We start from the raw sequence: 13,024 nt of genomic DNA, 5'->3' as shown, positions 1-13,024 counted from the left end.
GCTGGCCGAACGCAGGCTTTGGAGCGTGGGTAACCCGGCAGGACGCCGGGTTAGCCGTCCTGGGCCAAGGATGGCCCATGACGGCGGCCCACGGTCCAAAGCCGGAGTGAGGGCACACCGAGCCTAGGCGAGGTGCCGAGTGGTGGGGCAAGAGCGGAACCAATACAAGCCATCACCTAAATAACGGATATCCCCCCAATCCGCGCCCGCGCCCGCAGCGCCTCCCCAGGCAACCCCAAAGCCTCATACACCACCACCAAAGCTCGATTCGTCGGCACATCCAGCCCGTCATACCGCCGGCGCAATTCCAGCGTCTGCTGCGCCCCAAGCCAATCCCCAACCCGCAACCGTGCGTCCAGCTCCACCTGCGCAAACAAATCCCGCTGCGCATGACTCCCGCCAATCTCATTCAGCCGCGGCAACGCTATCCCCAGCTGTTCCAACGCCCGCCGGGCATCCCCCCGGGCATGCGCCAACAACCCCTCAGCCAACGGCAACGTCACTTCCCCCCAAACCGGCCGCGCTTCCACACTGTGCCTGCGCAAAGCCGCCAACAACTGATCCGCCTCAGGCTTGCCCGCACGGGCCAACCCATACAAATACTGCACACTCAAAAACGGCTGTACCGCATCCCCAACCCGACGCTGCAGGTAGGGCGCCAACGCCTGCCACCGCTCACCCACATCAATCCCGGCCAGCTCCAGCCGCGCCAGCAATGACACCGCGCCCACCTGATCCTGGGAGTACTCCGGCAAGATCCCCCACACATGCCGGTCATAAATCTCCAGCACCCGCTGATCCTCCCCGCGCCCCAGATAAAACAACGCGAGATGCCACCAGTTATGGGTGTACATGAACGAGTTAAGCCCGTCCCAGTGCTGCTTCACGCCCTCCAGAAACCCGATGCCTTCCTCGATACGCCCCTGGGTCAGCATCACATGGGCCAATGCGTGATGGGCCCATGGCTCGGACGCCTGCAACCGCAACGCCTCAAGCGCACTGGCCTCGGCTTCCTCCAGCAAATGACACTGCTCATACGCAAACGCAAGTAGCCCGTGACTGTGGGCGATATCCGGCGCGCCGGCGGTGGCTTTCAAACCGATCCGCAGCAGCGCCGGCCAGTTGCCCCGGTTGAATTCCAGGTACTGGTTGAGCTTGGCCGCAAGCAGGTCCCGCGGATAAAGATCCAGCAGATGCTCGCTGAGGCGCAGCACTTCATCCAGCTCGTCGTTGATCCAGGCTTGCAGCACTTGCAGATACACGAGCGCCCGTGGATGCCGGGAATTCACCGCCGCCGCCCGCTGACGGTACTTCTCGGCCAGCACAGGGCCCTCGGGCGACTCGATAAACATCAGCAGCAGGCCGGCAAATCCGTTGGCCAATGCTGAGTCGGGGTCGGCATCGGCGACCGCGAGGATGCCCTCGGCACGGGGCTGATAGCCGAGAAAACCGCCGACGAAATCATCCAGGCCCTGACGGGTGGCGGGGTTGAGGGTGTCGATGGGGTTGCCCAGGTAATCCAGTGACATGCGCTTCAAACTCATGGGTTCAGATAGCGGTTAGAAGGGCAAACCTTGTGCCAGTGATGGGGCCCTCAAACTTCAAACCTTACCGTAGCAGCTGCCGAGCCTTGTCGAGGCTGCGTTGGCGGCATACCTGACACACCGCAGACGCAGCCTCGCCAAGGCTCGGCAGCTGCTACGCACAACCATTCCTCAAGAGGGCGGGCTGTTGCTTTTTCCACACTCGTCCCGGCCACTGTGGTTTTTTCATCACTGCCAAGGCCTGTGATGCCCGCAAACGCGGCCCGTCGCCCCATGGCACAGCCCTTGCTAAATCCCTGACAAAACCTTAGCCAAGGAGTCTCCATGCGCCCTTTATCTTTTCGCCGTGTCCTTTCATACCTGGGACTTGGCGCCGTGCTGCTGGCCGGCACCGCTCAGGCGCAACCCCATGACGGCGGGGTGCTGAACCTGGTGGCCCAACCCGAACCGCCGTCGCTGATGCACGGCGTGGTCAGCCACGTGTCCACCCAGTACGTCAGCGGCAAGATCCTCCAGGGCCTGCTGACCTTCGACACCGACCTGAAACCCAAACCGGTATTGGCCAAGGCCTGGACCGTTTCTCCCGATGGCCTGACCTACACCTTCGATTTGCAGGACAACGTGCGCTGGCATGATGGCCACGCGTTCACCGCCGATGACGTGGTGTTCAGCTTCCAGACCTTCTACCCCGAAGTGGACAAGCGCCTGGGCGGGGTCTTCACCGAGTACGTCGACAGCATCACCGCCAAGGGCCCGCTGCAGGTGGTGTTCCAGCTCAAGAAACCCTTCGCGCCGTTGCTCTCGGCCCTGGGCAGCGGGCTGCGGCCTGTGGTGCCCAAGCACCTCTACGAGAACACTGACTTTCGCAACAACCCCTATAACCTCAAGCCTGTCGGCACCGGCCCGTTTGTGTTTGTGGAGTGGAAACGCGGCGCCTATATCAAGCTGGCAAAGAACCCCGACTACTGGAAAAAGGGCCTGCCACACCTGGATGCGATCATCTTCCACGTGATCCCGGACGGCTCGTCCCGCGCTGCGGCGTTCGAGCGCAACGACGTGCAGGTGCTGCGCAGCGGTGATGCCGACTATTCCGACCTCAAGCGCCTGACCGCCTTGCCGGACGTGCAGTCGTCGGAAAAAGGCTGGGAGCTGTATTCCGGCCTGGCCTTCCTGCAGATCAATACGCGCAAGCCGCCGCTGAACAACCCCAAGGTGCGCCAGGCGATCCTGTATGCGCTGAACCGCCAGTTCATCGTCGACAACATCTTCTTCGGTTCGGGCAAAGTTGCCCCCGGCCAGTTCGTGTCCACCTCGCCGTACCACGACCCGCAATTGCCGCAGTACACCTATGACGTGAAAAAAGCCAAGGCGCTGATTGCCGAGTCCGGCGTGGACGTGGGCGCCGTGCGGATTCGCCTGCTCAACGGCGAGAAGGGCGGTGCCTGGGAGCGCCTGGCCGAATACACCAAGCAAGCCCTGCAGCCGCTGGGCTTCAAGGTACAAGTGGTGACGTCCGACGCCGCCACCTGGTTCCAGCGCGTCAGCGACTGGGACTTCGACCTGACCTACAACTTCATCTTCCAGATCGGCGACCCGTACCTGACCAACGCCTACCTGTACCGCTCCGACTACATCCTCAAGACTTCGCCGTTTGCCAACGTCAGCGGCTACAACAGCCCCGAGGCCGATGCCCTGTGGACTCAGGTCGCCAACACCCCGGAAGGCCCGGAACGCACCAGGCTCTATAGCCAGTTGGAAAACGTGCTGAACACCGACCTGCCGATCGCGCCGATCTTCGAAATGCGCTACCCGACACTGTTCCACAAAGAGGTGAAGAACCTGCTGCAAACCGCCACCAGCCTTAACGAAGACTACGAAAGCGTCTACCTCGACGCGCCTGCACCATGAACGGGTTGCTGTATTTCAGCGGTCGCCTGCTCAAGGCACTGTTGATGATTGTGGCGGTGCTGGTGCTGGGCTTTTTACTGATCCGCCTGGCGCCGGGTGACCCGGCGCTGCTGTTGGCCGGCGAGGCGGGGGTGGATGATGTGCAGTTCATCGAACACCTGCGCCAGACCATGGGCCTGGACAAGCCGTTGCTCACGCAGTTGCTGATCTACCTGGGCAATATCGCCCATCTGGACCTGGGTTATTCCTACCGCAACCAGACCTCGGTGTGGTCGCTGATTGCCGAGCGCTTGCCGGCAACACTGGCCCTGATGGGCTCGGCATTTTTGCTCTCGTCGGTGCTTGGCGTCACCCTGGGGACGTTGGCCGCCCGGGCCCGACAGAAGCGCCACTGGCTGGATGGCGTGATCTCCCACGGCGCTTTGCTGCTGTACGCGATGCCGCCATTCTGGCTGGCGATGCTGCTGATCCTGTTGTTCTCCGTCAGCCTCGATTGGTTGCCGGCGTTTGGCATGGAAACGGTGGCACAGGACTTTTCCCTGCTCGACCGGCTCAAGCACCTGCTGCTGCCGTGCGTGTCGTTGAGCGTGCTGTTCCTCGCCTTGTATATCCACCTGACCCGCGCCGCCGTGCTCGACGCCCTTGGCCAGGAATACGTGCGCACCGCCCACGCCAAGGGCCTGCACCCGCGGCGGATTTTGTACGTGCATGTGTTGCGCAATGCGCTGTTGCCGGTGGTGACCTTTGCCGGTTTGCAACTGGGCCAGTTGGCCAGCGGCGCGTTGCTGGTGGAGGTGGTGTATTCCTGGCCGGGGATTGGTCGCTTGATGTACGACTCGCTGGCCCAGCGTGACTACGGCGTGTTGATGGGCGGTTTCCTGGTGATCTCGATTCTGGTGGTGGGCTTTAACGTGTTGACCGATGTGATCTGTCGTTTTCTCGACCCGCGTATCGGTGCAGGAGTGCAAGGCTGATGCTGGTTTTCCGACGTTTTGTGCGCCAGCCTGCGGCGTTGATCGGTGCGCTGTTTTTGCTGCTGCTGACGCTGTTGGCGATCGCCGCCCCCTGGCTGACCAGCAGCTCGCCATGGGAGATGAACAGCCAGCCGATGCTCGCGCCATTCCACGACCCGGCCCATTGGCTGGGCAGTGACCTGCTCGGTCGCGACCTCGCCAGTGGCCTGCTGTACGGCGCGCGGGTGTCCCTGGCCGTGGGGGCGCTGGCCAGCCTGGCGACCCTGGTGGTGGGCCTGCTGGTCGGCGCGGTCGCCGGCTATTTCGGTGGCTGGCTCGACGGTGTGCTGATGCGCATTGCCGAGTTCTTCCAGATCATTCCGCAACTGGTACTGGCGGTGATCCTGGTGGCGATCCTTGAGCCGTCCCTGTTCTCCATCGTGCTGGCCATCGCACTCGTAGCGTGGCCGGCGGTGGCGCGGTTGGTGCGCAGTGAGTTCCTGACCCTGCGCCAGCGCGAATTCGTGCAGGCCGCGCGGGTGCTGGGGCAGTCGCCGCTGGGGATCATCGCCCAGCAGATCCTGCCCAACGCCCTGGCGCCGCTGCTGGTGACCATGACCTTTGTCATGGCCACGGCGATCCTCACCGAAGCGGCCCTGGCGTTTCTCGGCTTGAGCGACCCGGAAGCCATGAGCTGGGGCTACATGATCAATGCCTCCCGTGGCTTGCTGCGGGACGCCTGGTGGATGAGCTTTCTACCGGGGTTGGCGATTGTGCTGTGCGTGCTGGCGGTCAATCGAGTCGGTGAAGGTTTGCGTGTGGCCTTTGAGCCCGGGAGGTCGCTATGACGTTGTTGAGTGTTGAACATTTGCGTATCGCCTTGCCGGCCGGTGCGGATCGCAGCCATGCGCTGTATGACCTGTCGCTGCAACTGAACCGTGGCGAATGCTTGTGTGTGGTGGGTGAATCCGGTTCCGGCAAGTCAATGCTGGCCAAGGCTTTGCTGCGCCAGTTGCCGGCCCCGCTGAAGGTGGAAAGCGGGCGCCTGGTGTTTCGCGACGAAGACCTGGCCGACCGCAGCGAAGAGGCCATGCGCCAACTGCGCGGGCGGGATATCAGCATGGTATTCCAGGAGCCCATGAGCGCCCTCAACCCACTGTTGCGGGTGGGCGAACAGATCGATGAAACCCTGCGCGCCCATGGCGTGGCGGCGGCACGGGTGCGGCGTCAGCGGGTGGTGGATTTGCTCGGTTATGTCGGCTTGCCCGACCCTGAGCGCTTGCGACTGGCGTATCCGTTTGAACTGTCTGGCGGGCAGCGTCAGCGGGTGGTGATCGCCATGGCCCTGGCGTTTGATCCGGCGCTGTTGATTGCCGATGAGCCGACCTCGGCGCTGGACGTGACCACCCAGGCGCAGATTCTCGACCTGCTGCGCAAGATCCAGCAGGACAAGGGCATGGCACTGTTGTTTATCACCCACGACTTTGCCGTGGTCGAGGCGATTGCCGACCGGGTGCTGGTGCTGGAAAAGGGCCGGGTGGTGGAGCAGGGCACGGCCCCGGCGGTGTTGCGTGTGCCCCGGGAAGATTACACCCGGCAGTTGTTGGCGGCGGTGTCGGCGCAACCGCTGGTGCCGCGTACGCAGGTGGCTGGCCCTGTGGTGCTGAAGGCCGAAGCGCTGGGCAAGGTGTTCAGCAGCCGCAGCGGTTGTTGGGGGCGGCGTACGACTCAGGCGTTGGATGCGGTTCAGCTGCAATTGCGTGAAGGCGAGACGTTGGGGATTGTGGGGGAGTCGGGGTCGGGCAAGTCGACCCTGGGTCGGTGCCTGGTGCGTTTGCTGCGTGCTGACAGCGGGCGGATCGAGTGGTTGGGGCGGGAGGTCGCGGGGTTGTCTGAAGGGCGGCTGCGAGCGTTGCGCAGTGATGTGCAGATGATTTTCCAGGATCCGTTTGCCTCGCTCAATCCGCGGCAGACGGTGGGGCAGATTGTTATGACTGGGCCTTTGGTGCAGGGGGTTTCCAAGGCGGATGCCGAGCGGCGGGCCCGTGAGTTGCTGGGGTTGGTGGGGTTGCCGGCAGCGGCGTTTGAGCGGTTTCCTCATGAGTTTTCCGGGGGGCAGCGGCAGCGCATAGGGATCGCCCGGGCGTTGGCGGTGGAGCCTAAGGTGTTGATCGCTGATGAGTGTGTGTCGGCGCTTGATGCGCTGATCCAGGTGCAGATTCTGGAGTTGCTGGAGTCGCTGCAGCGGCGGTTCAGGTTGAGCATTGTGTTTATTACTCATGACTTGCGGGTGGCTGCGCGGTTGTGTGACCGGATTGCGGTGATGCGTCAGGGGAGGGTGGTGGAGCAGGGGGAGACGGCGGCGCTGTTTGCTGATGCGCGGCATCCGTATACGCGGGAGTTGTTGATGGCTGAGGCCATCTGACTTGGGGTGTTGGGGTTGGGGGCATATCCGTTATTCAGCTAACGGCCACCTATGGTTTCGCTCTTACAGCGAGTCACATTGCAAAAGCGGCAAAGGCGACCTGAGTGTTAGAGCAAAAGCAGAGCCGCTTTATGTGGGAGCGGGCTTGCTCGCGAAGAACCTGAGAGCGCCGCGTTGAATCAGGATGTTCGCGTTATCGTTAACGACCTTCGCGAGCAAGCCCGCTCCCACATTTGGATCGTGTCCACCTTTGATTTTGCTGTTGCTACACCACACTCAATCCTTTCACTTATTGAGAAACCTCCATGCCGACCTCTTTCACCGAACTGCCAGTGATCCAGGGCCAACAACTGGAAATCCGCCCCACCCGTCACCTGAGCATCACCCATCACGCGGGCACCACCCAACCCGATACGGTAGTGTTCTTCTGCCACGGCGCCGGCGGCAACAAGGACCAGTGGCGCCACCAATGGCAATCCCTGAAAACCCAAGGCTACAGTCTGGTCGCCTGGGACCTGCTCGGCCACGGCGCCAGCGCAAAACCCCGCAACCCAGAGGCCTACGCCTGGCCCGAACTGGTCGCCGACTACCTGGAAATCCTCAAGCGCTACGGCGGTTCCCGCAACCTCATCGTCGCCCACTCCTTCGGCACTGGCCTGACCCTGAGCGCCTTGCTGGCCAAACCCGCGATCCCCATCGAAGCCGTATTGCTGCTGGGCACCCGACTCCACAGCATCAGCCGGAGCGGCGGCCTGATGCGACTACCCGCATGGCTCCTGGAATGGCTGCGCCCACTGCTGGCCAAAGGTTTCCGCCAGGCCGCATGGAACGCCAAGGCCGACCCCGCACTGGTCGCCTACGAAGAAAAACTCACCGAGCGCAACCCGCTGTACATGTTCAAGGCCCTGATGAAAAACGTCCAATGGCCAGACGCCAATGCACTGCTCACCCTGACCCTGCCCGTGAGTGTGCTGGCCGGCGACACCGACGGCCTGACCCCGGCCAGCGGCGGCGAAGCACTCGCCCGGCATTTGCCCAATGCCGAGTATCAGTTGTTGCCCGAATGCGGCCACCAACTCATGCTGGAAAAACCCGGCGAGGTATTGGCCGCATTTCAACGCCTGCTGTCAGCTCAGCGGGACGGCAGTTTCCAGCGCTCACGGTAGAGGTCGTACTGCGCTGCGGGCAGTTGCACCAGCAGCGGGTTTTCTCGCGGGTCCAGCCAGGCAAACAACGCCTGGATATTCACCGGGTCCATCGCCGTGCAGCCCAATGTTCCCGAACTGACGCTGCGCCAGATATGCAGGAAAATACACGAGCCGCCGTTGGCCAAGGCCGGTGTGTTGTGCTCGACAAAAATCCCCTGGCGGTACAGCTGGTCCTTGCGCAGCATCCGCTCGGAACTGGTCCAGTCCTTGTTTACCGCCGAGCTGTCCACCAGGGTGTTGTAATGGCTGGACTGGCTGTCATCCACGCATTCGCGGGTGGCGGTACTGGCCGCGTAAGGCAAGCGGGTGTCAGCGGTGGGGGCGTAGCCGAAGGCACCGCCGAGTTTGAAGATGCCGGCCGGGGCCTTGCCATCGCCTTCATGCTTGAGGGGCTGCTGGTCGGGGGTGGGTGTCGTAAGGCCGGTGCCCCACGCCATGCCGTTTTTACCGACCACGATGGCAAAGGGTTCGCCGACTTTCTGAAAGCCTTGCCCATGCCGCTCATAGCGTTGTGCGGTGCCCTGGATGCTGTTCCAGTCCGGGGTGGTGACCACGATCAGTTGCCGGCTGGTCTCGGGGATTTGCGCGAGTGCCACGTTTGAAAGCAGCGTCAGCAGCGCCGCGCAGGTTTTGATGAGCGTGTTCAACGTCGTTCAGTCCTTGAAAAGAGGGAAACCTCAAACGCTAGTTTTTGCCCCGGGCTTTATCAAGCTGAAGCTGTGTTGTGATGTTACCGCAGCGGTTCGATAGGGAAGTCCATCGGCTCGGCCCGCACCGGGTTTCGGCTATAGGTGAAGTGCCACCATTCGCCGGCATAACCGGTAAAGCCTTCCTTGGCCATCGCAGCGCTCAACCGTTGGCGATTCTGGCGTGCCGCCTGGCTGATGTGGGAGCTGTTGGTGTGGGCCATTTCGTCGAAGCAATCAAAACCGGTGCCCATGTCCAGGCCGCCATCCGGCAGGCGTCGTCCGTACCCGGCCGCGCAATCCACTGCGGGGGTGTTGGCGCTCCAGACCTGGGCAGGCCGTGCATCGGGGCTTGTCAGTGTGACGTCCACTGCCGCCCCCCGGGAGTGGTTGGAAACCTTGGCCACATAGCCCAGGCGCCAGAAATCCTGCTTGTTCACCCGGGGGTAGAACTCGGCCTTGGCCGGATCCCCCGGCAGGCTGGCGAAGCGGCCCATGTTCGCGACGGCACGGCTGGGACGATAGCAGTCGAAGACCTTCAAGCCGTAACCCTGCCTGGCCAACTCGGCCTGGACCCGTACCAGTGCCTTTGCCGCATCGGCAGACAGCACGCATTCGGCGGCGTTGTAGCCGTCCAGCGGCGCTCCGGTGAAGTTGTGGGGGCTGGCGTAGCGAATGTCCTGGGCGATGCTCGGGTCGAGGCTGCGCAGGTAAACCATGTTGGCTGGCATTGGCGTGTCTGCCGCTACCGGCGTGGCGAGCACGATCAGGCTCAGGGCGGCAAGGGAAAGGGAAGAGTAGGGCATGGCGGGCCGGGCTCGGACGGTGGCTTAAGCGCGCCACACTAGCAATGCCCGCCCCATGCCGCCAGTGCTACGGCGCGGCGTTGGGCACAAATGCCACGCTGCCACCGTCACGCTTGTGGAACAACCGTTCACCATTGTCCGGCTGGGTAGTGATGACCTGATGATCGTTGCCCAGGTAGGCCAGCGGCGTCGGGTCATCCTTGGTGGACTGCGCGACAATAATTGTGCGCTTGGGATCAAAGGTGCGGCCGCTGGTTTTTTCCAGCCAGGCCATGAACGCCGCACTGTCGCCCTGGCGCGGGAAGTCCTGGGTTTCGGCAACGTAGTAGAACGGCGTCCCGTGATTTTGCAGGTACATCGGTACCTTGTTGTCGACTTCCACCATCACCATCTGCCACGCGTTCCATGGCGCGCTTTTCACTGCTTGCGCTTGAACGTCCTCGGCGAAACGGGTCACGCCGCCATTGCCATTGGTCCACGGATACACCACCCCGAGTACCAGCAGCATCACCCCGGCAGCGATGCCGAACCCACGGTACCAACCCCGGCCGACCGTGCCTTTGCGGGCGATACGCTCACTGACCCACCACGCCGCCAGCAACTGCGCGAACGGCACCAGCGGCAGCACGTAGTAACTGCGCCGGCTGCCACTGGCGGTGAAGAACACAAACAGCAGGCCCAGCCCCCACACCAGCCAGCGGGTGTTGGGCGGGGTGTCGCGCCAATGCCGCACGGCGAGCCACAGGCCCAGCACCCAGCACGGCGCCCAGGGCAAGGTGTAGGCCGGCAGGTAGATCAGGTAGGTGTAGATCGGCCCCATATGGTCGAACGGGTCGAAGAAGCGCACCACGTTTTCCCGGAACACCAGTTCCAGGCCGCTTGCACCGTAGGTCGGTGCGCCGTATAGGTGGGACAGCACAAACGGGATCGCGTAGAACGCCCCGGCGATGATCACGGCCAGCACCAACCGCAGGTTGAGATGGCGTTTGTAGCGCTGTTCGCTGAGCAAGTGCGGCAGCAGCACCAGGCCCGGCAGTACAAAGCCGATCAAGCCCTTGAACAGCGACGTCGCCGCCAGTAACAGGAAGAACACCGTGTAGCGCCCCAGCCGCGTATCGTCCGGCCCGCGCCAATACCACCAGACGGCGGCGAGCACGCCGCATACGGTCAGCACGTCCGCCGTGGCCACCCGGGCCCAGAAGAGGAAGTAGAAGGTGGTCGCGAGCATCCAGCCGGCAATCAGGCCGGTGCCTTTGCGGAACAGTTGCTCGCCGATCAGGTACACCAGCCAGATGCTCAGCCACGCCGAGATGACCGATGACAGGCGCAACGACCACGGCCCCAGGCCGCCCATCAGGTTGGCCAGGCCGGTGATCAGCCAGTACGACGGCAGGGGTTTGTCGTAATACGGGGTGCCCTTGAGGTACGGGTCGAAGTAGTCGCCGCTTTGCAGCATCTGCAGGGTGATGTTCGCCCAGCGGGTTTCCGGGCCCCACAGGTCGCGGGCGCCCAGGCCCAGCAGCAGGATCAGGGCCGACACGCCCAGGAGCAGCAGCAGGGCGCCGCGTTCGGTTTTCCAGAAGTTCATGCGGCGGTTCCGATGTGGGACGAGTGTTGAATGGGGTCACCCCACATTAGGGCGCCTGTGTTACGGCAATTGCGGGTAGATGATGATCTCCAGGTCACCCTTGTAATAACGCTTGCCCCCCAACGGCAGCTGGCCGGCTTCGCGCATTTCGCTGGTGCTCCTGACCCGCATCAGCACGCCCACCGGGCCTTGCTGGCGCGCCTGCTTGAGCCAGGCTTGAACGCTGTCGAGATCCACCTTGCGGTGCATCGAGTCGGCGTATTGCAGGCCGTAGCGCAGTTCGCCTTCGGTGTTGTAGAGCGTCACTTCGGGCCGCCGCAGGCGCCATGCCAGGGCCGACGCCGATTCCAGTTCGTTGCTCAGCAGCCCATGGGTCTGTTGCAGGTCGTCCAGGTGCTGGAGCACGAACTGATCAGGCATCTGGTTATCTTCGATCACCGCCGGCATGCCGGCGGGCAACAGCGCCACCAGCAGGCCAATGCCCAACGCCGGCATCGCCCACAGCGCCAATGGGCGGAAGGCTTGAAGCAGGTTGGCGAGCATCCAGCCCATCAGCACGATGAACGTCAGGGACAGGTTGAACATCTCGCTGTGGCTGTTGCCGTACAACGGCCGGTCGATTTGCAGGTAGATCAGCGTCACCATTGCCGCGAGGCCGATGCCCAGGTTGAGCAGGCCATTGACGCGCAGCGTGCGGGTGCGGGCGTTGGCCAGTAGGTCGATCAACGCATGGCCCATCAGCAGCGCCAGCGGCAGCAGGCACGGCATGATGTAGGTCGGCAGCTTGCCGTTGCTCAGGCTGAAAAAGCCCAGGGGCAGCAGCAACCACAGCGCCAGGAAGACGATGGCCGGTTGGCGCTTTTCCTTCCAGGCCTTGCACAGTGTCGCCGGCAGCAGCGCCGCCCACGGCAGGCACGACACCACCATCAGCGGCAGGTAGAACCACCAGGGTCGTGCATGCTGGGCATTGTCGGAGGCGAACCGGCGGATGTGCTCGTGCCAGAAGAAGAAACGCCAGTAGTCCGGTTCCTGCAGGTGGATCGTCAGTGCCCAGGGCAGGCACACCACGGCCGCCACCAGTATCGCCAGCGGCCCGTAGCGCAGCAGTTCCCCCAGGCGACGTTGCCAAAGCATGTAAGGCAGGGCGATCAACACCGGCAGCAGCCACGCCAGGAAACCCTTGGTCATGAAACCCATGCCGCAGGCCACACCCAGCAACGCCCAGCTGGCGAGGCGGGCACGGGGGGTGGAGCTGTCGAGGGCAAACCACAGCGCCGCCAGGCTCAGGTTGACCCAAAAGGTGAATTGCGGATCCAGGTTGGAATAACCGGCTTGCCCGGCCACCAGGCCGAAACTCATGTAGAGCAGCGCGCAGGCGAAGCTCTTGCGCGGGTCGTTCCACAGCCGGCGGGCGATCAGGTAGGCGAGCACGACGCTCAGGCCGGTGGTCAGGGCGGAAGCGATGCGCACGCCGAACAGGTTTTCACCGAACAACGCCTGGCCCAGTGCAATGAGCCAGTAGCCGGCTGCGGGTTTTTCGAAATAGCGCACGCCCATGAAATGCGGTGCCACCCAGTTGCCGCTGATGAGCATTTCCTGGCTGATCTGGGCGTAGCGGGTTTCGTCAGGGATCCATAGGCCATGCAGGCCCAGTGGCAGTAGATAGAACATCACGAATGCCAGTAGTAATACGGGCAATGGTTTAAGGCGGGTCATGGCTATTGCACTCTCAAGCGGTATTGACGGTGAATCAGCACGAGCGCTGGATCAGCCATGCGCGAGGGGTGGAAGGTGGTCGTGGTCGGGTAGAAATGCGGCACAGAACGTTATTCCTTAAACAGTCTGTTAGTGGGGGGGGCGAAACTGAATATCCCTGTGCCCCAGTCAAGCTCGTTAAACGTGTGGC

Annotated in this window: 10 protein-coding genes; 5 read left to right on the top strand and 5 right to left on the bottom strand. The window is 63.0% G+C overall.

Annotated elements, in window-relative coordinates; genetic code table 11:
* Positions 1–176 precede the first annotated feature (176 nt).
* Positions 177–1,529, bottom strand: coding sequence for a tetratricopeptide repeat protein (locus HX811_RS17340; RefSeq protein WP_177029209.1), 1,353 nt, complete (start codon positions 1,527–1,529; stop codon positions 177–179).
* Positions 1,530–1,868: 339 nt separating this feature from the next.
* Here HX811_RS17340 and HX811_RS17335 point away from each other — a divergent pair, with 339 nt between their 5' ends.
* The 5 genes from HX811_RS17335 (at position 1,869) to HX811_RS17315 (ending at position 7,996) form a co-directional block, all read left to right on the top strand.
* Positions 1,869–3,452, top strand: a complete 1,584-nt coding sequence (locus tag HX811_RS17335; protein ID WP_008431399.1) for an ABC transporter substrate-binding protein — start codon at positions 1,869–1,871, stop codon at positions 3,450–3,452.
* A complete protein-coding gene (locus tag HX811_RS17330) occupies positions 3,449–4,426 on the top strand; it encodes an ABC transporter permease (RefSeq protein ID WP_087693384.1) in 978 nt (325 codons plus the stop codon). The genes HX811_RS17335 and HX811_RS17330 overlap by 4 nt, the downstream gene beginning before the upstream one ends.
* A complete protein-coding gene (locus tag HX811_RS17325; RefSeq protein ID WP_003210288.1) occupies positions 4,426–5,253 on the top strand; it encodes an ABC transporter permease in 828 nt (275 codons plus the stop codon). The genes HX811_RS17330 and HX811_RS17325 overlap by 1 nt, the downstream gene beginning before the upstream one ends.
* Positions 5,250–6,830, top strand: coding sequence for an ABC transporter ATP-binding protein (locus HX811_RS17320; RefSeq protein WP_177046707.1), 1,581 nt, complete (start codon positions 5,250–5,252; stop codon positions 6,828–6,830). Before HX811_RS17325 ends, HX811_RS17320 begins: the two co-directional genes overlap by 4 nt.
* A gap of 305 nt (positions 6,831–7,135) precedes the next feature.
* Positions 7,136–7,996 (top strand): alpha/beta fold hydrolase, encoded by an 861-nt coding sequence (locus HX811_RS17315; RefSeq protein WP_177046705.1) that lies wholly within the window; start codon positions 7,136–7,138, stop codon positions 7,994–7,996.
* Here the strand turns inward: HX811_RS17315 and HX811_RS17310 are convergent.
* From HX811_RS17310 to arnT, 4 genes are all read right to left on the bottom strand, one after another.
* Positions 7,963–8,685: a L,D-transpeptidase gene (locus HX811_RS17310; protein ID WP_177046703.1), complete on the bottom strand. Its 723-nt coding sequence runs from the start codon at positions 8,683–8,685 to the stop codon at positions 7,963–7,965. The genes HX811_RS17315 and HX811_RS17310 overlap by 34 nt on opposite strands.
* 83 nt (positions 8,686–8,768) lie before the next feature.
* Positions 8,769–9,530, bottom strand: coding sequence for a M15 family metallopeptidase (locus HX811_RS17305; protein WP_177046701.1), 762 nt, complete (start codon positions 9,528–9,530; stop codon positions 8,769–8,771).
* A gap of 67 nt (positions 9,531–9,597) precedes the next feature.
* A complete protein-coding gene (locus HX811_RS17300; protein WP_177037294.1) occupies positions 9,598–11,118 on the bottom strand; it encodes a glycosyltransferase family 39 protein in 1,521 nt (506 codons plus the stop codon).
* A gap of 60 nt (positions 11,119–11,178) precedes the next feature.
* Positions 11,179–12,834 (bottom strand): lipid IV(A) 4-amino-4-deoxy-L-arabinosyltransferase, encoded by a 1,656-nt coding sequence (arnT, locus tag HX811_RS17295; RefSeq protein ID WP_177046699.1) that lies wholly within the window; start codon positions 12,832–12,834, stop codon positions 11,179–11,181.
* Positions 12,835–13,024 lie beyond the last annotated feature (190 nt).

The organism is Pseudomonas sp. F8002 (assembly GCF_013385495.1).
GTDB lineage: Bacteria > Pseudomonadota > Gammaproteobacteria > Pseudomonadales > Pseudomonadaceae > Aquipseudomonas.
The sequence above is the reverse complement of the archived record's forward strand: the minus strand, read 5'-3'. Positions and strand labels throughout refer to the sequence as shown.

Excerpts from the sequence above, each read along its gene's own strand:
- HX811_RS17320 (WP_177046707.1), top strand. The coding sequence starts at position 5,250 with ATGACGTTGTTGAGTGTTGAACATTTGCGTATCGCCTTGCCGGCCGGT.
- HX811_RS17315 (WP_177046705.1), top strand. The coding sequence starts at position 7,136 with ATGCCGACCTCTTTCACCGAACTGCCAGTGATCCAGGGCCAACAACTG.
- HX811_RS17305 (WP_177046701.1), bottom strand. The coding sequence starts at position 9,530 with ATGCCCTACTCTTCCCTTTCCCTTGCCGCCCTGAGCCTGATCGTGCTC.
- HX811_RS17335 (WP_008431399.1), top strand. The coding sequence starts at position 1,869 with ATGCGCCCTTTATCTTTTCGCCGTGTCCTTTCATACCTGGGACTTGGC.
- HX811_RS17325 (WP_003210288.1), top strand. The coding sequence starts at position 4,426 with ATGCTGGTTTTCCGACGTTTTGTGCGCCAGCCTGCGGCGTTGATCGGT.
- arnT (WP_177046699.1), bottom strand. The coding sequence starts at position 12,834 with ATGACCCGCCTTAAACCATTGCCCGTATTACTACTGGCATTCGTGATG.
- HX811_RS17340 (WP_177029209.1), bottom strand. The coding sequence starts at position 1,529 with ATGTCACTGGATTACCTGGGCAACCCCATCGACACCCTCAACCCCGCC.
- HX811_RS17300 (WP_177037294.1), bottom strand. The coding sequence starts at position 11,118 with ATGAACTTCTGGAAAACCGAACGCGGCGCCCTGCTGCTGCTCCTGGGC.
- HX811_RS17330 (WP_087693384.1), top strand. The coding sequence starts at position 3,449 with ATGAACGGGTTGCTGTATTTCAGCGGTCGCCTGCTCAAGGCACTGTTG.